The organism is Azospira sp. MPR-LB4, from assembly GCF_058809525.1.
Genome location: NZ_CM179521.1, coordinates 3,474,169 through 3,499,482 on the forward strand (window position 1 = coordinate 3,474,169; position 25,314 = coordinate 3,499,482).

General features: G+C 67.8%; 23 protein-coding genes, 1 tRNA gene and 1 pseudogene. 11 read left to right on the forward strand and 14 right to left on the reverse strand.

Annotated elements, in window-relative coordinates; all coding sequences use genetic code 11:
- Window positions 1-61 precede the first annotated feature (61 nt).
- Together AC3QLZ_RS16260 and AC3QLZ_RS16265 are read left to right on the forward strand one after the other, a co-directional pair.
- Window positions 62-991, forward strand: a complete 930-nt coding sequence (locus tag AC3QLZ_RS16260) for a DMT family transporter (RefSeq protein ID WP_014236952.1) — start codon at window positions 62-64, stop codon at window positions 989-991.
- Window positions 988-1,989, forward strand: coding sequence for an LLM class flavin-dependent oxidoreductase (locus AC3QLZ_RS16265; protein WP_492783271.1), 1,002 nt, complete (start codon window positions 988-990; stop codon window positions 1,987-1,989). Before AC3QLZ_RS16260 ends, AC3QLZ_RS16265 begins: the two co-directional genes overlap by 4 nt.
- 196 nt (window positions 1,990-2,185) lie before the next feature.
- On the opposite strand, the gene AC3QLZ_RS16270 is transcribed toward AC3QLZ_RS16265, so the two are convergent.
- Window positions 2,186-2,260: transfer RNA gene (locus AC3QLZ_RS16270), tRNA-Arg, on the reverse strand.
- 389 nt (window positions 2,261-2,649) lie between these two features.
- Here AC3QLZ_RS16270 and AC3QLZ_RS16275 point away from each other — a divergent pair.
- A pseudogene (locus AC3QLZ_RS16275) lies at window positions 2,650-3,405 on the forward strand (Cache 3/Cache 2 fusion domain-containing protein); the annotation flags it as partial.
- Between the two features lie 420 nt (window positions 3,406-3,825).
- Complete coding sequence (locus AC3QLZ_RS16280; RefSeq protein WP_492783639.1) at window positions 3,826-4,530, forward strand: methyl-accepting chemotaxis protein; 705 nt, start codon at window positions 3,826-3,828, stop codon at window positions 4,528-4,530.
- Between the two features lie 61 nt (window positions 4,531-4,591).
- Here the strand turns inward: AC3QLZ_RS16280 and AC3QLZ_RS16285 are convergent, their stop codons facing one another.
- Window positions 4,592-5,089, reverse strand: coding sequence for a YbaK/EbsC family protein (locus tag AC3QLZ_RS16285; RefSeq protein ID WP_492783272.1), 498 nt, complete (start codon window positions 5,087-5,089; stop codon window positions 4,592-4,594).
- A 103-nt stretch (window positions 5,090-5,192) separates the two neighbouring features.
- Here AC3QLZ_RS16285 and AC3QLZ_RS16290 point away from each other — a divergent pair, with 103 nt between their 5' ends.
- Window positions 5,193-7,115, forward strand: coding sequence for an ATP-binding cassette domain-containing protein (locus AC3QLZ_RS16290; protein ID WP_492783273.1), 1,923 nt, complete (start codon window positions 5,193-5,195; stop codon window positions 7,113-7,115).
- Here the strand turns inward: AC3QLZ_RS16290 and AC3QLZ_RS16295 are convergent, their stop codons facing one another.
- The 8 genes from AC3QLZ_RS16295 to AC3QLZ_RS16330 form a co-directional block, all read right to left on the reverse strand.
- Window positions 7,116-8,279 carry an ATP-binding protein gene (locus AC3QLZ_RS16295; protein ID WP_492783274.1) on the reverse strand — a complete coding sequence of 388 codons (1,164 nt, stop codon included), beginning with the start codon at window positions 8,277-8,279 and terminating at the stop codon, window positions 7,116-7,118.
- 13 nt (window positions 8,280-8,292) lie between these two features.
- Window positions 8,293-8,835, reverse strand: a complete 543-nt coding sequence (locus AC3QLZ_RS16300; protein WP_014236958.1) for a response regulator — start codon at window positions 8,833-8,835, stop codon at window positions 8,293-8,295.
- A complete protein-coding gene (nosR, locus tag AC3QLZ_RS16305; RefSeq protein WP_014236959.1) occupies window positions 8,828-10,141 on the reverse strand; it encodes a response regulator c-di-GMP phosphodiesterase, NosR family in 1,314 nt (437 codons plus the stop codon). Before nosR ends, AC3QLZ_RS16300 begins: the two co-directional genes overlap by 8 nt.
- The gene (locus AC3QLZ_RS16310; protein WP_014236960.1) at window positions 10,138-12,348 is read right to left on the reverse strand and encodes a PAS domain S-box protein; all 2,211 of its coding nucleotides are present in this window, start codon (window positions 12,346-12,348) and stop codon (window positions 10,138-10,140) included. Before AC3QLZ_RS16310 ends, nosR begins: the two co-directional genes overlap by 4 nt.
- Window positions 12,332-13,195 (reverse strand): HDOD domain-containing protein, encoded by an 864-nt coding sequence (locus AC3QLZ_RS16315; protein ID WP_014236961.1) that lies wholly within the window; start codon window positions 13,193-13,195, stop codon window positions 12,332-12,334. The genes AC3QLZ_RS16310 and AC3QLZ_RS16315 overlap by 17 nt, the downstream gene beginning before the upstream one ends.
- 1 nt (window position 13,196) lies before the next feature.
- Window positions 13,197-13,520 (reverse strand): hypothetical protein, encoded by a 324-nt coding sequence (locus AC3QLZ_RS16320; protein WP_014236962.1) that lies wholly within the window; start codon window positions 13,518-13,520, stop codon window positions 13,197-13,199.
- Complete coding sequence (locus AC3QLZ_RS16325; protein ID WP_014236963.1) at window positions 13,517-16,057, reverse strand: EAL domain-containing protein; 2,541 nt, start codon at window positions 16,055-16,057, stop codon at window positions 13,517-13,519. Before AC3QLZ_RS16325 ends, AC3QLZ_RS16320 begins: the two co-directional genes overlap by 4 nt.
- A gap of 144 nt (window positions 16,058-16,201) precedes the next feature.
- Complete coding sequence (locus tag AC3QLZ_RS16330; protein WP_014236964.1) at window positions 16,202-17,371, reverse strand: mandelate racemase/muconate lactonizing enzyme family protein; 1,170 nt, start codon at window positions 17,369-17,371, stop codon at window positions 16,202-16,204.
- Between the two features lie 159 nt (window positions 17,372-17,530).
- On the opposite strand from AC3QLZ_RS16330, the gene AC3QLZ_RS16335 reads away from it, so the two are divergent.
- Window positions 17,531-18,418: a LysR family transcriptional regulator gene (locus AC3QLZ_RS16335; protein WP_492783275.1), complete on the forward strand. Its 888-nt coding sequence runs from the start codon at window positions 17,531-17,533 to the stop codon at window positions 18,416-18,418.
- Window positions 18,419-18,463: 45 nt separating this feature from the next.
- Here AC3QLZ_RS16335 and AC3QLZ_RS16340 read toward each other — a convergent pair whose 3' ends face one another.
- The 3 genes from AC3QLZ_RS16340 to AC3QLZ_RS16350 are packed head-to-tail and all read right to left on the reverse strand — an operon-like array spanning window position 18,464 to window position 20,346.
- On the reverse strand, window positions 18,464-18,835 hold the full coding sequence (locus AC3QLZ_RS16340; RefSeq protein WP_014236966.1) for a DUF1304 domain-containing protein: 372 nt from the start codon (window positions 18,833-18,835) through the stop codon (window positions 18,464-18,466).
- A gap of 36 nt (window positions 18,836-18,871) precedes the next feature.
- On the reverse strand, window positions 18,872-19,777 hold the full coding sequence (locus AC3QLZ_RS16345; protein WP_014236967.1) for a GIDE domain-containing protein: 906 nt from the start codon (window positions 19,775-19,777) through the stop codon (window positions 18,872-18,874).
- Window positions 19,774-20,346 carry a LemA family protein gene (locus AC3QLZ_RS16350; protein ID WP_014236968.1) on the reverse strand — a complete coding sequence of 191 codons (573 nt, stop codon included), beginning with the start codon at window positions 20,344-20,346 and terminating at the stop codon, window positions 19,774-19,776. The genes AC3QLZ_RS16345 and AC3QLZ_RS16350 overlap by 4 nt, the downstream gene beginning before the upstream one ends.
- Window positions 20,347-20,451: 105 nt before the next feature.
- Between AC3QLZ_RS16350 and AC3QLZ_RS16355 the strand changes: the two genes are divergently transcribed.
- Together AC3QLZ_RS16355 and AC3QLZ_RS16360 are read left to right on the forward strand one after the other, a co-directional pair.
- Window positions 20,452-21,672 (forward strand): MFS transporter, encoded by a 1,221-nt coding sequence (locus AC3QLZ_RS16355; protein ID WP_043798019.1) that lies wholly within the window; start codon window positions 20,452-20,454, stop codon window positions 21,670-21,672.
- Between the two features lies 1 nt (window position 21,673).
- The gene (locus AC3QLZ_RS16360; protein ID WP_014236970.1) at window positions 21,674-21,808 is read left to right on the forward strand and encodes a hypothetical protein; all 135 of its coding nucleotides are present in this window, start codon (window positions 21,674-21,676) and stop codon (window positions 21,806-21,808) included.
- Here the strand turns inward: AC3QLZ_RS16360 and AC3QLZ_RS16365 are convergent.
- Window positions 21,796-22,704: an HDOD domain-containing protein gene (locus AC3QLZ_RS16365; protein ID WP_014236971.1), complete on the reverse strand. Its 909-nt coding sequence runs from the start codon at window positions 22,702-22,704 to the stop codon at window positions 21,796-21,798. The two genes, AC3QLZ_RS16360 and AC3QLZ_RS16365, sit on opposite strands and share 13 nt — an antisense overlap.
- 192 nt (window positions 22,705-22,896) lie before the next feature.
- Between AC3QLZ_RS16365 and rlmB the strand changes: the two genes are divergently transcribed.
- From rlmB to ahpC, 3 genes are all read left to right on the forward strand, one after another.
- Window positions 22,897-23,658 carry a 23S rRNA (guanosine(2251)-2'-O)-methyltransferase RlmB gene (rlmB, locus tag AC3QLZ_RS16370; RefSeq protein ID WP_014236972.1) on the forward strand — a complete coding sequence of 254 codons (762 nt, stop codon included), beginning with the start codon at window positions 22,897-22,899 and terminating at the stop codon, window positions 23,656-23,658.
- 77 nt (window positions 23,659-23,735) lie between these two features.
- The gene (locus tag AC3QLZ_RS16375; protein WP_014236973.1) at window positions 23,736-24,302 is read left to right on the forward strand and encodes a hypothetical protein; all 567 of its coding nucleotides are present in this window, start codon (window positions 23,736-23,738) and stop codon (window positions 24,300-24,302) included.
- 375 nt (window positions 24,303-24,677) lie between these two features.
- On the forward strand, window positions 24,678-25,247 hold the full coding sequence (gene ahpC, locus AC3QLZ_RS16380; protein ID WP_014236974.1) for an alkyl hydroperoxide reductase subunit C: 570 nt from the start codon (window positions 24,678-24,680) through the stop codon (window positions 25,245-25,247).
- Window positions 25,248-25,314 lie beyond the last annotated feature (67 nt).

Sequence of the window (25,314 nt, forward strand, 5' to 3'; positions counted from 1 at the left end):
CCTACCCACGCCGCGGCGGCTTCGGCCATCGCGGCGCCTTCATCCTTTTGACGGAATTTCCATGAACGCCTATCGCCGCTGGCTGCCGCTCCTGGCCCTGGTCGTCCTTTCCCTCACCTGGGGCTACACCTGGGTCCTGGCCAAGCAGGGCCTGGCCCATGCCGCCCCCTTCGCCTTCGCCGCGGAGCGATGTATCGGCGCCGCCCTGGCCCTGGTGGTGGTGCTGCGCCTGCTGGGCAAGCCCCTCAGGCTGGTGGCCCCGGGCCAGACCCTGGCCATCGGCCTGACCCAGGTGGCCGGCTTCATGGTCTTCCAGACCTGGGCCCTGGTGGAAGGGGGGCCGGGCAAGACCGCCGTGCTCATCTTCACCATGCCCATCTGGACCCTGCTGCTGGCCTGGCCCATCCTGGGCGAGCGGGTGCGGGGCAAGCAGTGGCTGGCCGCCGGCAGCACCCTGGTCGGCCTTCTGCTCATCATCGCGCCCTGGGACATGCATTCGAGCCTCTTCAGCAAGTTCCTCGGCCTCATGGCCGCCCTCTGCTGGGCCGTCGGCACCATCCTCATCAAGCGCCTGCGCGGTGCCCAGCCGGTGGACCTGCTGGTGCTCACCACCTGGCAGATGATCATCGGCGCCGTGCCCCTGACCCTGCTGGCCCTGGTCGTTCCTGAACACCCGACGGACTGGAACCTGTCCTACGTCGGCATCCTCATGTTCATGTCCGTGGCCAGCACGGCCCTCTGCTGGTGGCTGTGGATCTACATCCTGGACCGGGTGCCGGCCTGGGAGGCCAGCCTCTCGGTGCTGGGCACCCCGGTGGTGGCCATCCTTTCCTCCCGCCTGACCTTCGGCGAGGCCTTCCAGGCCAGCGAGGTGGCGGGCATCCTGCTCATCGGCGGCGGCCTGGCCCTGCTCTCCTTCTTCGGCTGGCTGGCCAGCAAACGCAATCCCATCGTGGTCCCGGCGGCGGGACCGGAAGGAAAAAATCCATGACCACCACCGGCAAGGCCTCCCTCTCCCTGCTCGATCTGGTGACGGTGCGGGAAGGGGGCAGCATCGCCCAGGCCCTGACCATCGCCCGGGACACCGCCCGTCATGTGGAAGCCCTCGGCTTCACCCGCTACTGGCTGGCCGAGCACCACAACATGCCGGGCATCGCCAGCTCCGCCACCGCCGTGCTGGTGGGGCACATCGCCGGCGCCACCTCCCGCATCCGGGTCGGGGCCGGCGGCATCATGCTGCCCAACCACGCGCCCCTGGTGGTGGCCGAAGCCTTCGGCACCCTGGCCGAACTCTATCCGGGCCGCATCGACCTGGGTCTGGGCCGGGCCCCCGGCACGGACGTGACCACCATGCGCGCCCTGCGCCGGGATCGGGTGGAGACGGAGGCCGACTTCCCCCGGGAGGTGGCCGAGCTGCAGCGCCTGCTGGGTCCCCTGCAGCCGGGCCAGGCCGTGGTGGCGGTACCAGGGGCCGGCACCCAGGTGCCAATCTGGCTGCTCGGCTCCAGCCTCTTCGCCGCCCGCCTGGCGGCGGCCCGGGGTCTGCCCTATGCCTTCGCCTCCCACTTCGCCCCGGCCATGCTGGACCAGGCGGTGGCCCTCTACCGCCACGAATTCCAGCCCTCCGCCACCCTGCGCCGGCCCCACGTCATGGTGGGCGTGCCCCTGGTGGCGGCGGAGAACGATGCCGCCGCCGATTTCCTCGCCAGCAGCAGCCGGCAGCGGGTGCTGGGCATCCTGCGCGGAGACCGGGCCGGCCTGCCGCCGCCCCGGGAGGGTTTCATGGAGAGCCTCCATGTCCACGAGCGGGACGCCATCAACGGCTTCCTCGGCGTCGCCGTGGTGGGCGGGCCGGATACCGTGGCCCGGGGCCTGGCCGCCCTGCAGGCCCGCACCGGGGCCGATGAGCTGATGCTGGTGTGCGACGTGTTCGAGCCGGCCCTGCGCCTGCGCTCCCTGGAGATCGCGGCCCGGGCCTGGGCCGGCTGAAGGCCCGCCCGCCGGGGCAGGCAGGACGGACATTCCCGCCGGTGCAAGGCCGGCGGGCGCGCCAATACTGGGTTTCAGGCCGGGATGGCCTGGGGACGAGCGCTAGCAGGGAGTCGGGCCCAGGATTGCCGCAGAACGAGGCGGGACGGGCTAGGTGGGGAGTGCTACGGAGTGCTACGGAGTGGGGCGGCGGGACTGGCGTCCCCGAGTGGAATCGAACCACTAATCTTCCCTTAGGAGGGGAAAGTTATATCCATTTAACTACGGAGACAGCCGCGGGCGCGTATTGTACGCGCAGCCTCCGGCTGCCGCCAGCCGCGCCACAGGCCAGGGTTTTCCCGGGGGCGGGCGTCCGGGATTCACCTAGGTCACAGCGTGAAATAGTTGTATTACTTTAGTAAATCAGCGATTGATAATGCTGAAACATGCCGTGGGGAACCGTTCCCGGCACACAGCCATCCCGCCTGGCGGGTAGCCAACCAATAATAAATAGGGGGTTCAAAAATGCTCGACCTATACCGCAGACTGCCCATCGCCCGACAGATCATCATCGTCGCGGCCTCCCTGCTTGTCATCATCTTCACTGCCATGACCGTCATGGCCACCTCCATGGCGTCCCGTTCGGCGGTGGCCCTGGCCGAATCCGACCTGAAGGAACAGATGAGTATCCTGCAGGACACCCTGGATAGCGTCTTCGACAGCGTTCTGGCCCGGGGCGAGCGGCAAATGAATTTCTTCCGTCGCCAGCTGCCCGGCGATTTCAACCTGGGCTCGGGCATGGTCCGCACCGGCAATGTGGACCTGCCGGTGATCCGGGCCGGCGGCGAAGTGCTCAACGCTAACCGCAAGATGCTGCTGGCCTTCCAGGAACTGACCGGCGAGGATGCGGCAGTGCTGGCCGTGCATGAAGGCAAGCTGTACCGGGCCGCCACCCTGCTGAAGAAGGACGGGGTCTATCAGGACGGCACCGAAATCAAGGCCGGCGACCCGGTGGCCGACGCCATCCTGCAGGGCAAGGACTACGGTGGCCTGGCCATCCGCAACGGCACCTATTACTTCAGCACGGTGAAGGCCCTGAAGACGGCGGAGGGCAAGGTCTACGGCGGTATTTCCGTGCGCATCAAGCTGGACAGCGAACTGCGGGATGTCCGGGCCCTCTTCGGCAAGGTCAAGGTGGCCGATACCGGTTACGTCTACATCGCCCGCTAGACCAAGGACGACAAGACCCTGGTGGAATTCGTGGCCCACCCTACCCTGGCCGGCAAGACCCTGGAAGGCATGGACGGGGAGACCCGGGACAGCATCGCCAAGGCCGTGGCCGGCCCCGACGGTCTGCTCACCTACGAGATGAAGGACGCCAACGGCAAGATGCGCAAGAAGCTGGGCGTGGCCGGTACCTCGGAACGCTGGGGCTGGCGTCTGGTGGGTGCCTCCTGGGAGGACGAGTTCCTCGCCGAGAGCATGAAGCTGCGCAATTTCCTGGTCATTTCCAGCATCGTCGCGGCCCTGCTTTCCTGTGCCGTGATCTTCTTCCTGGTCAATGTGCGCCTGAAGCCCTTGTCCGAGTTCATGGTGCAGATGGACCGCCTCGGCGCCGGGGACCTGACCATCAGCGTGCGCGATGCGGACGGCAACAGCGGCAACGAGGTGCAGCGCCTGGGGCACTCCCTCAACGTGACCGCGGCCAATGTGCGCAGCCTGGTGGGCGAGATTTCCGCCGCCGCCGGTCGCGTCAATGCGGCCGCCTCCGAAGTGGAAAATGCCTCCCACCAGGCCATGGACGCGGCGGAGCAGCAGTCCCAGTCCGCCTCCGGCATGGCCGCCTCGGTGGAGCAGATGTCCGTCAGCATTTCCCACGTGGCCGCCAGCGCCGGCGACGCCGCCCAGGTGGGCGAGGAAGCCGCCGAATCCACCCATCGGGGCCGCAGCATCGTGCAGAAGACGGTGGAGGAAATGGAACGCATCGCCGGCGAAATCGGCCGCTCCGCCGAGGTCATCCACAGCTTGGGCGAGCGCTCCCAGCAGATTTCCGGCATCGTCGGCGTGATCAAGGAAATCGCCGACCAGACCAACCTGCTGGCCTTGAACGCCGCCATCGAGGCGGCCCGGGCCGGGGAACAGGGCCGGGGCTTCGCCGTGGTGGCCGACGAAGTGCGCAAGCTGGCCGAGCGCACCAGTTCCTCCACCCAGGAAATTGCCGACACCATCGCTGCCATCACCGGCGAGACCCAGAGCGCCGTGGCCGGCATGCAGGTGGTCAGCCGTCAGGTGGAAGCCGGCGTGGAAATGGCCCGGGAGGCCGGCGAGGCCCTGCAGGTCATCGATGCCAATACCGAGAAGTCGGTCAGCACGGTGCGCGACATCGCCGACAGCACCCGGGAGCAGAGCGTGGTCAGCCAGGAAATCGCCCGTCTGGTGGAGCAGATCGCCCAGATGGCGGAAGAGGGCAGCGCCACCTCCACCCAGAACACCGAGTACGCCCGCAACCTGCAGACCCTGGCCCAGGAACTGCAGACGGCCCTGCAGCGCTTCAAGGTCTGAGGCGGCTCAGCCCGTCCATGGCGGCCCGGCGGGGAAACCTGCCGGGCTTTTTTATGGCGGCTCAGGCGGTCGGCGCTTCCTGGTGCACGTCGGCCCAGGGCGCGCCGGTGAGACGCTGCAGGTCGGCCGGGGCCAGGGGGAAGACGGAGAAGGGCGTGCCGGCGGCGGCCCAGACGGTGGCAAAGCGCTGCAAGAGACCATCCAGCAGCAGGATCACCTCTCCGGGCTGGCCCAGGGGCGAGACGCCGCCGATGGCGTAGCCGGTGGCCTGGCGCACGAATTCCGCCTCGGCCCGCTCGATGGGGCCGCCCACCAGGGCCTTGACCTTCTTCTCGCTGACCCGCTGGTCGCCACAGGCCACCACCACCACGGCGCGGCCGTCGCTGCGGCGGCGGAAGACCACGGACTTGGCGATTTCCGCCACGCTGCAGCCGATGGCCTGGGCGGCTTCGGCGCTGGTGCGGGTGGGCTGGTCGAACTCGACCACGGCGGCGTCGTGGCCGGCGGCCTGGAGCAGGGCCTGCAGGCGCAGGGCGGTGGGGTGGCTGGCAGGTTTCATGGGGCCAAGCTTAAGGCGGCGGCGCCCCGCCGGGCAAGCCCGGGGACTGGCCCGCGGCGGGGGAGGCTACAATAGCGGCCTTTGCTTCCACCGGCTGCCTTCCGTGCCCTACCTGCAACTCAAATCCGCCTGCCTTGCCTTTGGCCACGTGCCCCTGCTCGACCACGCCGACTTCCAGCTGGACCCGGGGGAACGGGTGGCCCTGATCGGCCGCAACGGCTGCGGCAAGTCCTCCCTGCTCAAGGCCCTGGCCGGCCAGGGCGGCCTGGACGACGGCGAGGTGTGGCGCCAGCCCGGCGCCCGCATCGGCTACGTGCCCCAGGAGCCGCCCTTCGATCCGGAACAGAGCGTGTTCCAGGCCGTGGTCGGCGGCATGGGCGACACCTCGGCCCTGCTGGCCGAATACCATGAGGTGTCCCACCGCCTGGCGGATGAGGGGGCCGACCATGAGGTCCTGCTGGCCCGCCTGCACCAGTTGCAGACCGACCTGGAGGCCCGCGGCGCCTGGGCCGTCAATGCCCAGGCCGAAGCTGCCATCCAGCGTTTTTCCCTGGACCCGGAGGCCCGGGTGGGCGGTCTTTCCGGCGGCCAGAAGAAGCGCCTGGCCCTGGCCCAGGCTCTGGCCGTGGCGCCGGAAGTGCTGCTGCTGGACGAACCCACCAACCACCTGGACGTGGGCGCCATCGCCTGGCTGGAAAACCTGCTCCTCGAAGCCAACGTCACCCTGCTCTTCATCACCCACGACCGGGCCTTCCTCAACCGCCTGGCCACCCGCATCGTGGAGCTGGACCGGGGCCAGCTGGTGAGCTTTCCCGGCAATTTCGCCGCCTACCAGGAGCGCAAGGAACGCATGCTGGCCGACGAGGCGGTGGTGAACGCCAAGTTCGACAAGTTCCTGGCCCAGGAAGAAGTGTGGATCCGCAAGGGCGTGGAGGCCCGGCGCACCCGCAACGAAGGCCGGGTGCTGCGCCTGGAGCAGCTGCGGCGCGAGCGGGCGGCCCGGCGCGAGCGCCAGGGCAAGGTGGAACTGGCCCTGGACTCGGGGGAGAAGAGCGGCAAGCTGGTGGCCGAACTCATCCATGTGACCAAGCGCTACGGCGAGCGCACCATCGTCCGCGACTTCTCCACCCGCCTCATGCGCGGCGACAAGATCGGCCTCATCGGCCCCAACGGCGCCGGCAAGACCACCCTGCTGCGCCTCATCCTGGGCGAGCTGCAGCCCGACGAGGGCAGCGTGCGCCAGGGTACCAAGGTGGAGGTGGCCTATTTCGACCAGTTCCGCAGCCAGCTGGATGAGGAGGCGGCCCTGGCCGACGTCATCTCCCCGGGCTCCGACTACGTGGAAATCGGCAACGAGAAAAAGCACGTCATCAGCTATCTGGGTGACTTCCTTTTCGCCCCCCAGCGGGCCCGTTCGCCGGTGAAATCCCTCTCCGGCGGCGAGCGCAACCGCCTGCTGCTGGCCCGCCTCTTCGCCCGTCCCGCCAACGTGCTGGTGCTGGACGAGCCCACCAACGACCTGGACATCGAAACCCTGGAGCTGCTGGAGCAGCTGCTGCAGGACTACCCGGGCACCCTGTTCCTGGTCAGTCACGACCGGGCCTTCCTCGACAACGTGGTGACCCAGACCATCGCCGCCGAAGGCGACGGGGTGTGGCACGAATACGCCGGCGGCTACAGCGACTGGTTTGCCTACCAGCAGAGGCGCCAGGCGGAGGAAAGCCAGGCGGCCAAGGCCCAGGCCAGGGAAGAGAAGGCGGCGGCGCCGAAGGAGGACAAGGCCGCCAAAGCCAAGCCGGTGAAGCTCAGCTACAAGGAAAACAAGGAGCTGGAAGCCCTGCCCGACCGCATTGCCGCCCTGGAGGCGGAGCAGGCCGGCCTCAGCCAGCGCCTGGAAGACCCGGGCCTGTACCAGCGGGACCCCCAGGAAGCCCAGCGCTGCTCCGCCAGACTGGGGGAGATCGACGAGGAACTGCTGCTTCTGCTGGAACGCTGGGAAGAGCTGGAAGCCAAGAGCAAGGGCTGATCAGGCCTGCTGCCCGGCGGCGCTGGCCTCTGCCGCCGGAGCGGCCTCCTCCCCGGCGGCACTGGCTGCCGGCTGGTGGATGGGCAGGAAGACCTGGAACAGGGTGCCCGCCCGCTCCTGGCTGTCCACCTCGATGCGGCCGTGGTGCTTCTGCACGATGCCGTAGGAGAGGGAAAGGCCCAGACCCGTGCCCTTGCCCACCGGCTTGGTGGTGAAGAAGGGGTCGAAGATGCGCTTCAGGTTTTCCGGCGGGATGCCGGCGCCGGTGTCGGCGATGCTGATGCAGACCTCCCCGCTTTCCGGCAGGTGGCGCGTGGCCACGTTGATGACGCCCTTGTCCTTGATGGCGTGGGCCGCATTCACCAGCAGGTTGAGGAAGACCTGGTTGAGCTGGTTCTGGTTGGCCTCGATCAAGGGCAGTTCCCCCAGCTCGGTGATGACCTCGGCCTTGTACTTCAGCTCGTTGTTGACGATGTTGAGGGTGGAGACGATGCCCGGGTTGAGGTCGATCCAGGCGAACTTGCCTTCGTCCGGGTGGGAGAAGTCCCGCAGGTCCTGCACGATCTTGCGCACCCGGCTGACCCCGTCCCGGGATTCGCTGAGCAGCTTGGGCACGTCTTCCCGCAGGAATTCCAGGTCGTAGCGCTCGCAGCTTTCCCGGATCTTGCGCCCCAGGGGCGAATCGTCGGGCAGGCCGGCGGCCACTTCCTCCAGCAGGTCGGTGAGGGCGAAGAGGTCCTCCACGTAGCCGGCCAGGGTGTTGATGTTGGACTGCACGAAGCCCACCGGGTTGTTGATCTCGTGGGCCACCCCTGCTGCCAGCTGGCCGATGGAGGCCATCTTTTCCGAATACAGGAGCTGCCGCTTGGCATCCTCGAGCCGGGTGATGAGGGCCGCCTGCTCGCCTTTTTCCCGCTGCAGGGCCTCTTCCGTCTCGGTGCGCTCGGCCAGTTCTCGGCGCAGGTCGTCGTTGCGCCGGTTGAGTTCTTTCGAAGTGAGGTTGAGGGCCTGTTCCCGCAGCAGCAGGTCCCGGTCCAGCTGCTCGTAGGATTCGCCGATGGCGTTGAACAGGTGCTCCCAGGCCGCATCGCCCGGGGGCGGCAGGACCGTTTCCGGGTGTTCGCCAAGGTGGCGGCGAATCTGGCGTTCGAGCAGGGGGTGCATGGCGGCGGCCCCTTCAATCGTCGAGATGGATGGCCCCGTCGGGGCCCCAGTTGACTCGGGTGATGCCCGGTTCCTCCGCCTCCAGGCGGCGCCGTTCGATTTCCTCCGGGCTCAGCTGGCCCAGCTGCCGCTGCCGTTCCAGGGCCAGCTGGCGCTCCGCCTCCTGGCGGCCGAATTCCGCATAGGCGCCCTGCAGCACGCTGCATACTTCCTCGTCGTCCCAGGGCTTGATCAGGTAGCGGTGCAGGCCCACGGCATTCACCGCGCTCACCAGCACGTCGAAGTCGGCGGCGCCGGAGAGCATGAGGCGCAGGGCATGGGGCTGGATTTCGGCGAATTCCTTGAGGAAGGCGATGCCGTCCATCTCGGCCATGCGGTAGTCGCTCACCACCAGGGCGAAGGGCACTTCCCAGGCCCGCGCCAGGGCGGCCCGGGGGGAGGTGAAGGTTTCCACTTCGGGGCCGGCCGGCAGTTGGCGGTGCAGCAGACGGGCCAGGGCCGACAGGACGGCGGGCTCGTCGTCCACGAGCAGGATGCGGGGTGGGCGGTTATTCATGATCGACGATCTTCGGTGGATGGATGTGGAGGGTGATGCGGCCGCCGAATTCGCTCTTCTCGTATTCGCGAATCTGCCGGATCAGGTTTTCATCCAGGACATAGTCGGCGGCCAGCAGCAGGATGCCGTCGCGGCTGAGGAAATCCCGGGCCAGGACCATGCCCGGCTCCAGTTCGGCGGGCAGCAGGGGCAGGCCCACCGGCGGCGGCTCCTTGATGCCGCCGCAGACCACCAGGAAGGCATCCACCACCGCCGGGTCGTAACGCCGGCCCCGGCTTTTGTCGATGAACTCCAGGGCGGCCTGCTCGTTCAGCTTCTTGCCGTTGAGGGTGCCCTGGATGAGGCCGTCGTAGTCGTTGGCCACCGCCAGGATGCGGGCCCCCAGGGGAATGGCCCCTTCCATTTCGCCGGCGGGGTAGCCCTGGCCGTCCACCCGTTCGTGGTGGCTGCGGATCAGGCGGGCGGCGCCCCGCAGGTCCTCCAGGGCCATCAGGGCCTGTTCGCCCTTGAGCGGATGCTTGCGCCACAGGCCCCGCTCCTCCGGGGTCATCTGCAGTTCGTTCTTGGCCAGCAGGTGGTCGGGCAGGCCGATCTTGCCGATGTCGTGCAGCAGGCCGGCGAGGAACACGTCCTGGCTGTCCCGGGGCGACAGGTTCATCTGCTTGGCGGTCTTGCGCGAGAGGTCCGCCACCCGGCGGGAGTGGCCGGCCATGCGGCCTTCCCGCAGTTCGATGAGGTTGGCGAAGACCCGGATCGAGGTCATGAAACTGGTCTTCAGCTTCTCGTTGGCCAGGGCCAGTTCCTGGGTGCGGGCCTGGACCTTCTCCTCCAGGCTGGCGTTGAGGCTTTTCAGCTCCTCGTTCTGTCGCCGGGTCAGTTCTTCCAGGCGGGCCTTTTCCCGCTCCAGGGCCTTGCGCTCCAGCACGTCCTTCACCGTCAGCATGACTTCGCTGTCGTTCCAGGGCTTGGCGATGTAGCGGTAGATCTCGCCCTGGTTGATGGCGGCCACGGTGGATTCGATGTCGGCGTAGCCGGTGAGCAGGATGCGCGCCGCCTTGGGCCAGCGGGCCCTGACCTGGGCGAGGAAGCGGGCGCCGTCCATCTCCGGCATGCGCATGTCGGAGATGACCACGTCCACCTCGCCGTTTTCCGCTTCCAGCAGTTGCAGGCCCTCGGCGCCGCTGTTGCCGAGCAGGACCTTGTAGCCGGCGGGACGGAACAGGCGGCGCAGGGCGGCGAGGATGTTGGCCTCATCGTCCACGCACAGGATGGTGGCGGGGGGGGCGGGCAGGTTGCCGTCGCTCATGGGGTTGCTCCCTCTTTTGGCTGGCTGACCGGCAGGACGATGCGGAAGGTGGTGCCCTTACCCAGCTCGCTGCTGACGGTGATCTGGCCGTGGTGCTTCTGCACGATGCCGTAGGACAAGGATAAGCCAAGCCCGGTGCCTTTGCCCACGGGCTTGGTGGTGAAGAAGGGGTCGAACAGGCGGTGCATGTTTTCGGGGGAGATGCCGCTGCCGTTGTCCTCCACTTCCAGCCATACCTGGTGCGCCGGCTCGTCGTGGCCGCTGCGCAGGGTGATGCGGCCCATCTGGCCCTCGGGCATGGCGTGGGCCGAGTTCACCAGCAGGTTGAGGAAGACCTGGTTGAGCTGGGAGGGCAGGCATTCCACCTCCGGCAGTTGGCCGTATTCCCGGACCACCTCGGCCCGGTACTTGATCTCGTTGTTGACGATGTTGAGGGTGGAATCCAGGCCCTGGTGCAGGTCGGCCCACTGCCAATCCTGGGAGGCGTCGAGACGGGAGAAGTCCTTCAGGTCGGCGACGATCTTGCGCACCCGGTCGATGCCGTCCCGGGACTGGGTCACCAGGCTGGGCAGATCCTCCAGCAGGAAGTCGAAGTCCAGGTCCTGCTTGACCCGGGCCACGGCCTGGGCCGCCGGGTGCTCGGACGGCAGCTGGGCCACCGCCGTCGCCAGGGAGTCGAGCACCGTCTGCATGTCCTCCAGGTACCGGCCCAGGGTGGACAGGTTGGATTGCACGTAGCCGATGGGATTGTTGATCTCGTGGGCGACGCCGGCGGCCAGCTGGCCGATGGAGGCCATCTTTTCCGACTGCACCAGCTGCTCCTGGGCTTCCTGCAGGCGCTTGTTCACCTCCAGCAGTTCGGCGTTGCGCTGGCGCAGCTCGTTCTCCGAAGCTTCCCGCCGCCGCACGTCCTCTTCCAGGGCCTGCTTGGCCAGGGAAAGCTGGGCGGTACGCCGTTCCACCAGTATCTCCAGCTTGGTGTGGGCATTGCGCAGGGCCTCCTCGGCCTCCTTACGCTCAGTGACGTCCACCAGGGTCTCGATGGCGCCGATGATGCGGCCCTGGGCATCCTTGAGGGGGGCGGCGGTGAAGAACAGCCAGCGGCCCCGGTCGCCGAAATTGGGGAAGAAGGATTCCACCTCGTAGGCCCCGGGAATGATGGGGGAGCGGCGGAAGGTGTCGCCGTAGAGGCCGGTGATGCGGCTGTCGGCGGTGCCGTCCACCACCAGCTCGGCCAGCACCGGCCGCTCTTCGGCATAGAAGCCGGACCAGGCCCGGGTGCTGCCGATGATCTTCTCCCCGGGCATGCCGGTGACCAGGGCGCAGGCCGCGTTCCAGTGGGTCACCCGGTGCTCCGCGTCGATGACGAAGGTGGGCACCGGGTCGCCGTCGATGATCTGCTGCAGCATCTGCTGGGTGCTGCGCTGGGCCGCCTCGGCCCGCTTGCGTTCGGTGATGTCGATGGCCGTGCCGAGACCGGCGTAGCCGCCCTCGTATTCGATGCGGGCGGCGGTGATCTCCATCCAGATGGTCTTGCCCGCCTTGGTGACAAAAGGGGCCTCGTAGGTGGCCGGCATGGCCTCGCCGCGCAGCCGGGCGGCGGCCCGTTCCTGCAGGAGGTCGCGCACCGAGGGATGGGCCAGGTCGAAGAAGCTCATCTGCAGCAGCTCGGCCCGGCTGTAGCCGGTCAGGCGCTCCATGGCCCGGTTCACGTAGAGCATGGGGCCGCCCTTGTAGAGGATCACGGCGGCGCTGATGGTTTCGGTGAGGCCGCGGAAGCGGGCCTCGCTGCTGCGCAGCTGCTGCTCGGCCTCGACGATGCGGGTGATGTCCGAACCCAGGCCGACGTAGCGGCGGGGCAGGTTGCCCTCTGCCGGCAGGGGCACCACGGTCAGCTCGATCCAGTATTCGGAGCCGTCCTTGCGCCGGTTGGACATTTCGCCGCGCCATTCGAAGCCGGCCCGCACCGTCTGCCACAGCTCGGCGAAGAACTCGGGCGGATGGCGGCCGGTGGCCAGCACGCTGTAGTTGTGCTGCAGCAGCTCATCCGGCCGGTAGCCGCAGGCTTCGCACATGCGCTCGTTCACGTAGAGGATGGCGCCCTGGTCGTCGGCCACGCTCACCTGCAGGTGGCGCAGCAGCACTTCCCCGTGCAGCAGCTCGGGCAGGCCGGGGGGGATCGGACCGGGATCAGGCAAGGAGGGCATGCAGGGTATCCTCGAACTCGTTGGCGATCTGGTCCAGGGTCGGCGCCAGCCGGGCCCAGTCGATGTTGAGCCGGTTCCAGGCCGTGTCGGAAAGGGGCGGCACCGGTTCTTCCAGGGGGGTGGAGAATTCCAGGCCATGGGCCAGGACGTTGGCGACGTGGGTCAGGTCCACCAGGGAGTCGGCCCGGGCCTCGTCGGGCTGATGATGCAGGGCGATGGCTTCCCTCATGCTCTGGGGCAGGCCCCAGCGGGTGGCCAGCATGGCGCCGGCCTCGGCATGGGTGAGGCCCAGGTATTCCAGTTCGGCGGCCACCAGGGGCAGTTCGTGGCCCTGGCTGCGGGCCAGGACGGCGGCGTAGTGACGGGGGAAGGCGACGCACAGCACCAGCTGGCCGATGTCGTGCAGCAGGCCGGCGGTGAAGGCGGCCTCGGCGTTGCGGCCGCTGAGCATGGCCAGGTGCCGGGCCGCCACGGCGGTGCCGACGCTATGGCGCCAGAAGGTGCGGGGCGAGAAGTTGCGGCCCGGCTTGAGGCTGGCGAGGGCCTGCACGGCGGCGGCGGAAATGACCAGGGAACGCACGGCGCGAAAGCCGAGCACGACGATGGCCTCCTGGATCGAGCCGACCATGCCCGGCATGCCGTAGAAGGGCGAGTTGGCCACCCGCAGGGCCCGGGCCGCCAGAACCTGGTCGGCGGCGATGCGCCGGGCCAGGGGCGCCACGTCCAGCTCCTCGATGGCGTCGCCGCTGAGCAGCTCGGCCGCCACGCTGGGCAGGCTGGGCAGGGCGGCGATGCGGGCGGCGACAGTGTCCCGGTCCGGCGGCGGAGGGCAGGCCTGGGGCGACATCTCAGGGCATCTCCAGTTGCCGCTGCAGCAGGACCTGGAACAGGGCCCGGCTGGCCTGACCGTGTCCGGCGTGGGCAAAGCGCCGCTCCATGCGCAGGCGGGCCTCCCCTTCGCGGCGGGCCATTTCCTCCGGGGTGGGCGGCGGCGGGGGCGGCGGCACCGGCACCGTGGCGATGCCCTGGCGGGCCAGCTGCTGCAGGCGGTGGGCATCGAGCCGGGAGCCGGCGGTGAGCAGCAACTGGCCTTCCCCGTCAGCCAGGTCGGCGGCCAGGGGGGTGCCGGGGATCACCTCGGCCAGGGGCAGCCAGCGCGGTTCCTGGTTCATGACGGGCTCGTCGGCATCAGGGTGATGGCCAGGCCCCGGCCGGCGGAGGCGAGGCCGAGGGAATGGCTGCGGGCCAGGAAGGTGCGCTCGCGCAGCTGCAGGGGTGTTTCCTTGACGCCCTGGCGCAGCAGCAGGTCGCAGGTGGCCGGGGGCAGGACGGAGTCCAGGGGCTCGCCCAGCAGCCCGCCCTGGGAGCCGAGGAGGTTTTCGGCCTGGCCGTTCATGGTGACGATGATGCCTTCGTCGTCCACCCCGAGCAGGGGCCAGGGCAGGATTTCCAGCACTTCGTGCAGCACGTCCAGGGCCGTCTCGTTGCGGTTGATGCGCTGCTCCCGCTCTTCCAGCAGTTGCTGCAGGCGGCCGTTGGCGCTTTCCAGTTCCCGGTTGGCCAGCTGCACGGCGCTGGAGAGGCGCCGGTTCTCGTCCGCCAGTTCCTTCTGGTGGAAGGCCTCGGCGATGTGCTCCTTGAGCTGCTCGTCGTCCCAGGGCTTGGTCAGGAACTTGTAGATGGCGCCCTCGTTGATGGCGCTGGTGACGGATTGCAGCTCGGTATAGCCGGAGAGGACGATGCGGATGCTTTCCGGATGCAGCACCTTGGCCCGGCGCAGGAATTCCACCCCGGTCATGCCGGGCATGCGCTGGTCGGAAATGATGACGTCCACCGGGTGTTCGGCCAGGAGCTTGAGGCCTTCCTCGCCGCCGCTGGCGATCCGGATGTCGTAGCCTTCCTTGCGCAGCAGGCGCTTCATGGCGGAGAGGATGTTTTCCTCGTCGTCCACCAGGAGCAGGGTGCGCTTTCTTTCCCGGGGATGGATCAGATCCTCGGGGATGGTCTTGCCGTTTTCCAGCATGATTTCCATCTCCTCCGCCGGAACCGGCCGGCTGAAATAATACCCCTGGATTTCGTCGCAGCGGTTGGCGATGAGCAGGGCGAGCTGGGCTTCCGTTTCCACCCCCTCGGCGATGACCTTCATCTGCAGGGCATGGGCCATGGTGATGACGGCCCGGGTGATGGAGACGTCGTTGGGGTCGGCGACGATGTCCTGGACGAAGGAGCGGTCCACCTTCACTGCATCCAGGGGGAAGCGCTTCAGGTAGGAGAGGCTGGAATAGCCGGTGCCGAAGTCATCCACCGACAGGCGTACGCCCAGGGCCCGCAGTTCGCCGAGGGTGGCGATGGTCTCCTCCACGTCCTCCATCAGCATGGATTCGGTCAGTTCCAGTTCCAGCCAGCGGGCGGCCAGCCCGGTTTCCTCCAGGACCTGGCGCACCTGCTGCACCAGGTTGCCCTCCCGCAGCTGCCGGGCCGAGAGATTGACGGCCACGGAGAACGGGCCCAGGCCCCGGGCATGCCAGCGACTGGCCTGGAGGCAGGCCTGGTGCATGACCCAGCGGCCCACGGCCACCACCTGGCCGCTTTCCTCCATGGCCTGGATGAATTCGGCGGGGGAAATGAGGCCGTGCTGGGGATGCTGCCAGCGGATCAGGGCTTCGGCGCCGATGATGGTGCCGTTGTTGCAGCTGACCTTGGGCTGGTAATGCAGGACGAACTGGTTTTCCTGCACCGCCAGGCGCAGGGCCTGTTCCGTCTGCTGGCGGCTGCGCAGGCGCTCGTTGGCGGCAGCCTCGAAGAAGCGGAAAGTGCCGCCACCGTGCTGCTTGGCGTCGTGCAGGGCGGTCTCGGCCCGGTACAGCAGCTGGTCGGCGGAAGTGCCGTCGGAGGGATAGACGGCGATGCCCAGGCTGGCCCCCAGATAGACGTCGCTGCCCTCCACCTCGAGGGAGGTGGCGGTGAGGTCGATCAGGCGGCGGGCGGCCTGGGAGATGTCGAGGCTGCCCTCATCCGTCAGCAGCAGGCCGAACAGGTCGCCTCCCAGGCGGCCCAGCAGGTCGCCGCCGCGCAGGTCCCGGCGCAGGCGCTGGGCCAGTTGGGCCAGGGCGGCGTCGCCGATGCGGTAGCCCAGGTTCTCATTGACGCTCTGGAAACCGTCCAGGCCCAGGCAGAGCAGGGCGGCCTGGCTTTGCCGGCGCTCGGCGTGGCGCAGGGCTTCCACCAGCTGTTCGCGGAACTGGTTGCGGTTGGGCAGGCCGGTGAGGCCGTCGAAATGGGTCAGGTGGTGAGCCCGGGCCTCGGCCGCCAGGACGTCGGAAACGTCGAAGGCGATGCCGCCGATGGTGTGGGGCCGGGGGCCGTCGCCGATGGCAAAGCTCTTCATGTGCAGCCAGCGCACCTCCTCCCGCTCGGTGAGAATGCGGAAGCGGATGTCCAGGCCGCCGTGGGGCCGGCGCCGGATGGCGTCCCGCAGGCGTTGCTGCTCCTCCGGATGGACCTGCTGGAGCCAGTCGTGGCGGTCCTGGTAGAGGCTTTCCCGGCTGGCGCCCCACACCTTCTCGTAGGCCGGGTTGGCGTAGATCACCTGGCGCGAGGCCACGTCCACCAGCCACAGACTTTCCGGCAGGAACTCTGCCATCTGGGCGATGCGCTCTGCCACGGCGTCGCTGGGGCCGGTGCAGGGGACGTGGGTGAAAGGGGGCATGGGGCGGCCTGGGAGGATTTTCTGGTGTATTTGTAGCAAATATCCCTGCTGGCATACACCTAGGTCAAACCCCAGTCGCTGGGCCCCCGGGGGCTGGCCGCCGCTGGCGGGGCGGACCGGCTGGCCGCAAGCGGCGGCCCCTGCTCAGGCTTCGCCCAGGGCCTTCATCTCGGCGTAGAGGTCGGCCTTGCCTTCGAAGCCGATGCCCGGCAGTTCCGGCAGGGTGACGATGCCGTCCTTGACCTGCACGCCATCGGGGAAGCCGCCGAAGGGCTGGAACAGGTCCGGGTAGGATTCGTTGCCGCCCAGCCCCAGGCCGGCGGCGATGGCCAGGGACATCTGGTGGCCGCCGTGGGGAATGCAGCGGGAGGGGCTCCAGCCGTGCTCCTTGAGCATGTCGAGGGTGCGCAGGTATTCCACCAGGCCGTAGGAGAGGGCGCAGTCGAACTGCAGCCAGTCCCGGTCGGCTCGCATGCCGCCGTAGCGGATCAGGTTGCGGGCGTCCTGCATGGAGAAGAGGTTCTCGCCGGTGGCCATGGGGCCGGCGTAGTGATTGGCCAGCTCGGCCTGCAGGGCGTAGTCCAGGGGATCGCCGGCCTCCTCGTACCAGAACAGGTCGTACTGGGAGAGGGCCTTGGCGTAGTCGATGGCGGTGGGCAGATCGAAGCGGCCGTTGGCATCCACCGCCAGCTTGCAGCCGGCGGGCAGGATGGAGAGCACGGCCTCGATGCGCTTCAGGTCGTCGGCCAGGGTGCCGCCGCCGATCTTCTTCTTCACCACCTTGTAGCCCCGGTCCAGGTAGCCCTGCATCTCGTTCTTCAGGGCCTGCAGGTCCTGGCCCGGCCAGTAGTAACCGCCGGCGGCGTAGACGAAGACCTCCCGCTTTGGGGTGCCGTTGCCGTAGCGTTCGGCCAGCAGCTGGTAGAGGGGCTTGCCCTCGATCTTGGCCACCGCGTCCCAGATGGCCATGTCCAGTGTGCCCACGGCGACGGAGCGCTCGCCGTGGCCGCCGGGCTTCTCGTTGTTCATCATGCAGGCCCACACCTTGTGGGGGTCCAGGTTGTTGCCGGATTCGTCGAGCAGGGAATCGGGGGCGGCTTCGAGGATGCGGGGACGGAAGCGTTCCCGGATCAGGCTGCCTTGGCCGTAGCGGCCGTTGGAATTGAAGCCGTAGCCCACCACCGGCTTGCCGTCGCGGATGACGTCGGTGACCACGGCCACCAGGGACAGGGTCATCTTGGAGAAGTCGATGTAGGCGTTGCGGATGGGGGAGGAGATGGGCCGGGTCACTTCCCGGATATCGACGATGCGCATGGGGCTTTCCTTCTTAGCGTAATTGACAGGGGTCAGCAGGAGCCGGCAGGGCGGCGGAAGGGCTGGAGTACGGAGCGAAGGTTAGTCCCGCTGCACTGGTTTATAGTTGAGCCATATTCACAACATTGATGAACGAAAGTTATCAATGAGAGGCGCCCCATGAACACCGCTTCCGACCTGGAATTCTTCGTCCTCCTGGCCCGCCAGGGCAGCCTGGCCGCCGCTGCCCGGGAACTCCACCTCACCGCCCCGGCCCTGAGCAAGCGCCTGGCCCAGCTGGAAGCCCGCTTGGGGGTGCGGCTGGTGCAGCGCACCACCCGGCGCATGAGCCTGACCGCCGAAGGGGAGGTGTTCCTGGCCCGGGCCCGGACCATCCTGGAAGACATCCGGGAGCTGGAGAACGAGGTGGCCGGCAGCAAGGCGGCACCCCGGGGGCGGCTGCGCATCAACGCCACCCTGGGCTTCGGGCGCAGCCACATCGCCCCCCTGGTGAGTGAGTTCGTGCGCCAGCACCCGGCGGTGGAAGTGCAGCTGCAACTCACCGACCGGCCCCTCAACCTGGCGGAGCAGGGCTTCGACCTGGGCCTGCGCTTCGGCGAGCCGCCGGACGCCCGCCTGGCGGCGCGCAAGATCATGTCCAACCGCCGCTTCGTCTGCGCCTCGCCCCTCTACCTGGAGGCCCACGGCGAGCCGCAAAGCCCGGAGGAACTGGCCCGCCACGCCTGCATCATCCACCGCCAGAACGACGAGGATTACCACCTGTGGCGTTTCACCAAGGGCAAGGACAGCGTGGCGGTGAAGGTGCGGGGCGGCCTGTCGAGCAACGACGGCGACGTGGTGCAGCAATGGGCTCTGGAAGGCCAGGGCCTGGTGGTGCGCTCCGAATGGGATGCGGCCAAATACCTGGAGAGCGGCCGCCTGCGGGCGGTGCTGGGGGAATGGTCCCTGCCGCCGGCGGACCTCTACGCCATCTACCCGCCCCGCCTCAATCTCTCGGCCCGGCTGCGGGCCTTCCTGGATTTTCTGGCGGCCCGCTTCAATCCCTGATGGCCACCCGGCCTGGTGCGCCGGCCCTGGCCGGGCGCGGGCGGCTTACAGTGCCGCCAGCAGATTGAGCCCCAGGGCCAGGGCTCCGGGCAGGGCCTGGACGAAGAGGATGCGGCGGCTGGCGGTGGCGGCGCCGAAGATGCCGGCTACCACCACGCAACCGAGGAAGAAGCAGCGGATGGAGAAGCCGGCCTCGCCCGGCAGCAGCCCCCACAGCAGGCCGGCGGCCAGGAAGCCGTTGTAGAGGCCCTGGTTGGCGGCCAGGACCCGGGTGGCGGCGGCGAACTCCGGTGTCAGGCCGAAGGCCTTGCGGCCCTTCGGGGTGTTCCAGCAGAACATTTCCAGCACCAGGATGTAGGCGTGGAGCAGGGCCACCAGCAGGGTGGCGATGGCGGCAGCGGTGCTGAGGACGGTCATGTTGTCTCCTTGGGGGATGGGCGGCGCCCGGTTTTTTTATAGTTGTTGCCAGACCCAGGGCAGGGCGCCCAGGGCGGCGAAAAAGACGGCCAGGTGGAAGAGGGCCCACAGGCCGTAGCGCCGGGCCAGCTTTTCCGGCGCCAGATTGGCAATGAGGTAGAGCCGACCGCCATCGGGGCGGCCCATGAGGTGGATGTCGGGAACGGCCCGGGCCTGGCGGTGCAGCTGCGCCACCTCGCGCCGGGCGGCCTGGCGAGCCAGCCGCCATTCCTCCATGTCCAGCTCGCCGTCGCCGTTGAGGTCGAAGCGCCGGTGCAGTTCCTCCGGGTTGCGCTTCCACTCGGCCAGCACCTGCTTCAGGTCCTCCGCCGGGTCCAGCAGGGCGTCGCCGCCGCCCCGGGTGTGGAAGCCGCCTAGGACATAGATGTCGTCGCCGTCCCGCAGGGTCCATTCGGTATGGCGGTAGTCACCCTCGCTCCACTGCTGCTTGTGCCGGGTGTGGATTTCGGCACCGGCCGGGTCCACGGCGCAGAGGCCGCTGCCGTCGTCGAGGACGAAGGAAGCCTCGCTTTCGTCCCGGTTGATGACCTTCCACTGGTTTTCCGAATCCTTCTGCTCCGTGGTGTTGCGATACCACAGGCAGCGGCCGCCGCTGAGGGGCGAGACCAGGGGCAGGCCGGCCATGGGGCGGCCGTTGCCCTGCAGTTCGACGTAGCCCTGGGCGGCGGAAGCGATGCGGGAGGTGGGGGTGTCGGCGATGGCCCGGCGCCGCTTGAGGGCGCCGCTCCAGGCCCACAGGCTGAGCAGGGCCATCAGCCCGAGGCAGACGCTCCAGCCCAGGGGAGATTCGGTCTGGGCCCCGATCACCAGCAGGGCCAGCTGGGCGCCCGAGGTGATCCACTGGCCCGTTTGCCAGTGGAGCTTGAAGTGGCGGGGGATCAACTGAAGAGCTGCTTGATGTCCACGTCCGCCTTTTCGGCGGCGGCAAATTCCAGCAGGGGCTGGGGATCGAAGCGGAAGAGGCGGGCGATGATGGCGTCGGGGAACTGGTCGACCCGCACGTTGTTGATGTTCACCGCCTCGTTGTACAGCTCGCGGCGGTCGGCGATGGAATTTTCCAGGGCGGTGATGCGCTGCTGCAGCTGCATGAAGTGCTCGTTGGCCTTGAGTTCGGGATAGGCCTCGGCGACGGCGAAGAGCCGGCCAAGACCCAGGCGCAGGGCGCCTTCCGCCTCGCCCAGGGCGCCCACATCCTGGGCCTGACGGGCACTCTGCACCTGGCTGCGGGCCTCGATCACCCGTTGCAGGGTGCTCTGTTCGAATTCCTTGTACTGCTTGCACACCTCCACCAGCTTGGGCAGTTCGTCGTGGCGCTGCTTGAGCAGCACGTCGATATTGGCCCAGGCCTTGGCGACGCCGTGCTTGAGACCCACCAGTCCGTTGTAGAGGGTGATGCCGTAGATCAGGGCCACCACCACCAGGCCGAGGAAAATCATGCCGCCTACGCTCATTGTCAGCGCTCCCTGTTGATTGACGTGGGAATAATACCGGCTTTGAACTGTGCCGTCCCCGGCCTGCCTATAATGGCGGACCCCATGCTGCAGAGAACAAACAACATGTCCCCATCGAGCCCGTCCGCCTGGCGCACGCCGACCCTGATCCTGGTGTGCGGCTGCATCATCCTCACTCTCTCCATGGGCATCCGCCATACCGGCGGCCTCTTCCTGCAGCCCATGACCGGCGCCCTGGGCTGGAACCGGGAAGTCTTCTCCTTCGCCTTCGCCATCCAGAACCTGGTGTGGGGCCTGGGCTCGCCTTTCGCCGGCGCCTTCGCCGACCGCTACGGGGCCGGCCGGGTGATCGCCGCCTCGGCCCTGCTCTATGTCGTGGGCCTGGCCCTGATGGCCGTTTCCAGCACCGGCCTGGCTCTCGACCTGTCCGCCGGGGTACTGGTGGGCCTGGGGCTGTCGGGCACCACCTTCGCCGTCATCATGGGTGTCATCGGCCGCCACACGACGCCGGAAAAGCGCAGCCTGGCCTTGGGCATCGCCAGCGCCGGCGGCTCCTTCGGCCAGTTCGCCGTGCTGCCCATCGGCCAGGCCCTGATCAGCAGCTTCGGCTGGCAGGCCGCCCTGTTCCTCCTGGCCTGCGGCGTCGGCCTCATCGCGCCCCTGGCCTATGCCATGGCCGACGGCCACAAGCATGTGAGCGGCGCCGGCCAGTCCGCCGGGGCCGCCCTGGTGGAGGCGGGCGGGCAGAGGAGTTTCCACTACCTGTTCTGGAGCTACTTCGTGTGCGGCTTCCAGACCGCCTTCATCATGCTGCACCTGCCGTCCTTCGCCGTGGATTCGGGCTTCTCCGCCAACGTCGGCATGACCGGCATCGCCCTCATCGGCCTCTTCAACATCTTCGGCTCCTTCCTCTTCGGCTGGGCCGGCGGCAAGGGCAGCAAGAAAAACCTGCTGATGCTGATCTACGGCGCCCGGGTGGTGGTCATCGGCGCCTTCATGCTGGCCCCCTTGTCGGTGGCCAGCATCTGGATCTTCTCCGCCTGCATGGGCCTGCTGTGGCTGGCCACGGTGCCCCTCACCAACGGGCTCATCGCCCAGGTCTTCGGCCTGCGCTTCATGTCCATGCTGGCCGGCATCGTCTTCCTCGGCCACCAGCTGGGCAGCTTCCTCGGCGCCTGGCTGGGCGGCATGATCTTCGACAAGACCGGCTCCTACGACCTGGCCTGGCTGCTCTCCATCGGCCTTTCGGTGATCGCCGCCATCCTCTGCTGGCCCATTGACGAGCGGCCCGTGCAGCGGGCCGAGCCGAAGCCGGCAGGTGCCTGAAATGGCCCGCCACTGGCGCTGGTTTTTCTGGGGAGTGGGGGCGGCTCTGGCGGCCGCCCTGCTGGTGCTGATCTTCCTCGGTTACCAGGCGCCGGAACTGCTGCTGGACCTGGCCAACCTGCGCTACTGCGGCTGAGCCGGGGGCTCGGTTGGGTCGGCGGTCCCGGCCTCGGCCTCGTCGCTGAGGCCCAGTTCCGCCGCTTCCATTTCCGGCGGGATGGGGGCGCCGGCTTTCTTCATCACCGTATACACATGGACGTGCAGGAATTCGGCGATGTCCCGGTAGTCGTCGGGCAGGGCCGCGTCGTCCCAGCCGTTGGCGGAATGGCGGGCCAGATTGACGGCCAGCAGGACATTGCGCACCCGGGGGGCGCTGGCCTGTTCCTCGTCGGTGAGCTTGAGCATCAGCTCGGGCAGGTTCCAGGCCCGGCACAGGGCCTGCTGCATTTCGGCGAAGTGGGCGCCGAGTACGGTTTCCTGGGCGGTGACCGAGCGCAGGGCGCGGTCCGACTTCTGCAGCGCCTTGATCTGCAGGGCCAGCTTGGGGGCGCAGCACCACAGCAGCAGTTCGGGCAGTTCGTGGAGCAGGGTGGCCACCACGATTTCTTCCATGTTCAGGTCGTGCCGCCACAGGGCCCAGTCGTAGGCGTACTGGGCGGCCCGCTGGGCGCGCCGGACCACGTTGATGAGGCCGAGCAGGGCCTGGGGCTGCTCCTTCAGGGTGTCTTCCACCATGGGCAGGTTTTCGAACTTCTTGAAGAAGGGTTCGATACCTAAAAGGACCACGGCCTGGTCGATGGTGGTGACGTCGTTGCGCAGGCGGGAACCGCGCAGGGGCTGGATGTAGGCCAGCATGCGCACGGTCATCATGGGGTCCTGCAGGATGATGCTGGCGATCTCCCGGCCGCTGATGCTGTCCATGCGTTCCCGCGCCTCTTCCAGGCGCCGCACGGTGTGCCGCAAGACGGGCAGTTCCTGTTCGGAGAAGAACAGGACCCAGGAATCCAGGCTGGGAAGGGCGTGATCGAGCATGATGGGCCGTAGTTAAAAAATCGCTGTAATAAAAGCCTTCAACTGACTGATTTAACGGCATCAGTTCCGCCGACTTGAATACTAGCCGGGGCCTATGGGGCGGGCAAGGCATTTCTCTTGCCGGCGCCGGGCTGGGGCCGGCCCGGGCCTTGGTCTACAATGGCGGCCCGAACCGTTTCCGATTGCCTCCCCATGTCCCAGGCCGCTCCCGAAAAGAATCACCCCACCCGCCTCATCCACGGCTTCCATGCCGTCATCGCCAAGCTGCGCCACAATCCGGATGCGGTGAAGGAGGTGTACCTGGACCAGAGCCGCAAGGACGCCCGGGCCAAGGACCTGCTGCGCCATGCGGAGGCCCAGGGCATCCGCGTCATTCCCGCCGACGCCAAGCGCCTCGACGGCCTGGCCCCGGGCCAGCGGCACCAGGGCGTGGTGGCCAAGGTGGACGCCAACGAGCGCCAGGTGACCCTGGACGACGTGCTCGACACCCTGGAGGAGCCGCCCCTGCTGCTGATCCTGGACGGGGTCACCGATCCCCACAACCTGGGTGCCTGCCTGCGGGTGGCCGATGCAGTGGGCGCCCATGCGGTGATAGCTCCCAAGGACCGTTCCGTGGGCCTCACCAACACCGTGCTGAAGGTGGCCAGCGGCGCCGCCGAGACCGTGCCCTACATCACCGTCACCAACCTGGCCCGCACCCTGCGCGAACTGAAGGAGCGGGACATCTGGATCATCGGCACCGCCGACCAGGCCGACGGCGACCTGTATACCGCCGAGTGGCCCAAGGGCACCGCCTGGGTCCTGGGGGCCGAGGGCGAGGGCATGCGCCGCCTGACCCGGGAGACCTGCGACCAGCTGGTGCGCATTCCCATGTTCGGCAGCGTCGAGAGCCTCAACGTCTCCGTCGCTTCCGGCGTCTGCCTCTACGAAGCCCGCCGCCGCCTGCAGCCCTAAGCGCCCCGGGGCCCGCCGCCCCGGCTGGCATCCGTCTTGCAATAAGCCTTCGCAAAACCATATGCGGAGGCTTTTTCATGTTTGTGAGCGCCACGTCGCTCGCCTTTCCCCAGGCAGCCTATCAGGCCCAGGCACGGGCCGGCAGCGCCCCGGAAGCTGCGCCAAAACAGGTGCTTCCAGCCGTTGCGGCCAGTCTGACCGAAGCGGTGGACGGCCAGCAGGTCGATGCCGCGCGGCAGTGGCTGTCCGCCGAGGTGGCGGATTTTGCCGCCGAGGTCGGCAAGAAATTCCGCGAAGAGGGGCTTCGCACCTCGCCGGAACCCATGCTGGCCGTCGCTTCCGACGGGCATGTGACGGTGGTCAACAACACTCCCGACCGCCAGCAGATCGAGCGCCTGTTCGCCGCCAATGCCGAACTGACCCAGCGCTTCACCGCCATCGCCGCCACGGCCGAGACCGTGCAGGCTGCCGACGATCAGCAGGCCTTCGTCGACCAGTACCAGGCCCTGGCCGGCGACGCCAAGGCCCAGAAAGCCCTGGTCAGCCAGGAGGCGGCCCGCAGCGGCAACCTCCGTTTCCATCTCGTTCTCACTCCCCACGGCCCGGAATATTTTTTCCCCGGGGTCTTGCGCGCCTCGGCCTGAATGTGCCCTCCGCCGCCCCTGCCGCTTTTCGTGGCAGGGTAAGGCAATCCCAGTAACGGCGGGCCCTGGCGGCTACTGCCCCCAGCTCTCCCACAGGGTTATCCACAGGAAATGTGGATGACTTTCCCCGCTGCCGCGGAACATCTGCCGGCCTTTCGCTGTCCCTTCCCCCTTAAGCCCAGGTTTCATCCACCCCCATGTCGGCGTCTGCCGCCGGTCGGGGCCCCGTGCCGGAAGCTGCTTCATTTGTCGATAGTCATTGGCTATCTTAAATATGAATACAATCAATTAGAGTAATTTCGCCGGGGTCTTTACTATTCACCCATCGCCTCACCCAACCCCAACTTTGTTTCACTCAACTCAGGAGATAAAACGATGAGCACTTCCTTGATCAACACCGTCATCCAGCCCTTCAACGTCAATGCCTTCCACAACGGCAAGTTCATCACCGTTTCCGACACCGACCTGAAGGGCAAGTGGTCCGTCCTGATTTTCATGCCCGCCGCCTTCACCTTCAACTGCCCCACCGAAATCGAAGACGCCGCCGACAACTACGCCGAATTCCAGAAAGCCGGTGCCGAGGTGTACATCGTCACCACCGACACCCACTTCTCCCACAAGGTGTGGCACGAAACCTCCCCCGCCGTGGGCAAGGCCAAGTTCCCCCTGATCGGTGATCCCACCCACCAGCTGACCAACGCCTTCGGCGTGCATATCCCCGAAGAAGGCCTGGCCCTGCGCGGTACCTTCATCATCAACCCGGACGGCGTGATCAAGACCCTGGAAATCCATTCCAACGAAATCGCTCGCGACGTTTCCGAAACCCTGCGCAAGCTGAAGGCCGCCCAATACACCGCCGCCAACCCCGGCCAGGTGTGCCCCGCCAAGTGGAAGGAAGGCGCCAAGACCCTGGCTCCCTCCATCGACCTGGTCGGCAAGATCTAAGACCTTCTTCCTTCCGCAGCGCGGTGCCCGGCCAGCCGGGCCCGCCGCGGCGGATTGCAGCGCAAAG

Excerpts from the sequence above, each read along its gene's own strand:
- AC3QLZ_RS16280 (WP_492783639.1), top strand. The coding sequence starts at position 3,826 with ATGTCCGTCAGCATTTCCCACGTGGCCGCCAGCGCCGGCGACGCCGCC.
- rlmB (WP_014236972.1), top strand. The coding sequence starts at position 22,897 with ATGTCCCAGGCCGCTCCCGAAAAGAATCACCCCACCCGCCTCATCCAC.
- AC3QLZ_RS16320 (WP_014236962.1), bottom strand. The coding sequence starts at position 13,520 with ATGAACCAGGAACCGCGCTGGCTGCCCCTGGCCGAGGTGATCCCCGGC.
- AC3QLZ_RS16365 (WP_014236971.1), bottom strand. The coding sequence starts at position 22,704 with ATGCTCGATCACGCCCTTCCCAGCCTGGATTCCTGGGTCCTGTTCTTC.
- AC3QLZ_RS16355 (WP_043798019.1), top strand. The coding sequence starts at position 20,452 with ATGTCCCCATCGAGCCCGTCCGCCTGGCGCACGCCGACCCTGATCCTG.
- AC3QLZ_RS16335 (WP_492783275.1), top strand. The coding sequence starts at position 17,531 with ATGAACACCGCTTCCGACCTGGAATTCTTCGTCCTCCTGGCCCGCCAG.
- AC3QLZ_RS16330 (WP_014236964.1), bottom strand. The coding sequence starts at position 17,371 with ATGCGCATCGTCGATATCCGGGAAGTGACCCGGCCCATCTCCTCCCCC.
- AC3QLZ_RS16295 (WP_492783274.1), bottom strand. The coding sequence starts at position 8,279 with ATGCACCCCCTGCTCGAACGCCAGATTCGCCGCCACCTTGGCGAACAC.
- AC3QLZ_RS16315 (WP_014236961.1), bottom strand. The coding sequence starts at position 13,195 with ATGTCGCCCCAGGCCTGCCCTCCGCCGCCGGACCGGGACACTGTCGCC.
- ahpC (WP_014236974.1), top strand. The coding sequence starts at position 24,678 with ATGAGCACTTCCTTGATCAACACCGTCATCCAGCCCTTCAACGTCAAT.
- AC3QLZ_RS16375 (WP_014236973.1), top strand. The coding sequence starts at position 23,736 with ATGTTTGTGAGCGCCACGTCGCTCGCCTTTCCCCAGGCAGCCTATCAG.
- AC3QLZ_RS16260 (WP_014236952.1), top strand. The coding sequence starts at position 62 with ATGAACGCCTATCGCCGCTGGCTGCCGCTCCTGGCCCTGGTCGTCCTT.
- AC3QLZ_RS16300 (WP_014236958.1), bottom strand. The coding sequence starts at position 8,835 with ATGAATAACCGCCCACCCCGCATCCTGCTCGTGGACGACGAGCCCGCC.
- AC3QLZ_RS16285 (WP_492783272.1), bottom strand. The coding sequence starts at position 5,089 with ATGAAACCTGCCAGCCACCCCACCGCCCTGCGCCTGCAGGCCCTGCTC.
- AC3QLZ_RS16350 (WP_014236968.1), bottom strand. The coding sequence starts at position 20,346 with ATGAGCGTAGGCGGCATGATTTTCCTCGGCCTGGTGGTGGTGGCCCTG.
- AC3QLZ_RS16310 (WP_014236960.1), bottom strand. The coding sequence starts at position 12,348 with ATGCCCTCCTTGCCTGATCCCGGTCCGATCCCCCCCGGCCTGCCCGAG.
- AC3QLZ_RS16360 (WP_014236970.1), top strand. The coding sequence starts at position 21,674 with ATGGCCCGCCACTGGCGCTGGTTTTTCTGGGGAGTGGGGGCGGCTCTG.
- nosR (WP_014236959.1), bottom strand. The coding sequence starts at position 10,141 with ATGAGCGACGGCAACCTGCCCGCCCCCCCCGCCACCATCCTGTGCGTG.
- AC3QLZ_RS16325 (WP_014236963.1), bottom strand. The coding sequence starts at position 16,057 with ATGCCCCCTTTCACCCACGTCCCCTGCACCGGCCCCAGCGACGCCGTG.
- AC3QLZ_RS16265 (WP_492783271.1), top strand. The coding sequence starts at position 988 with ATGACCACCACCGGCAAGGCCTCCCTCTCCCTGCTCGATCTGGTGACG.
- AC3QLZ_RS16340 (WP_014236966.1), bottom strand. The coding sequence starts at position 18,835 with ATGACCGTCCTCAGCACCGCTGCCGCCATCGCCACCCTGCTGGTGGCC.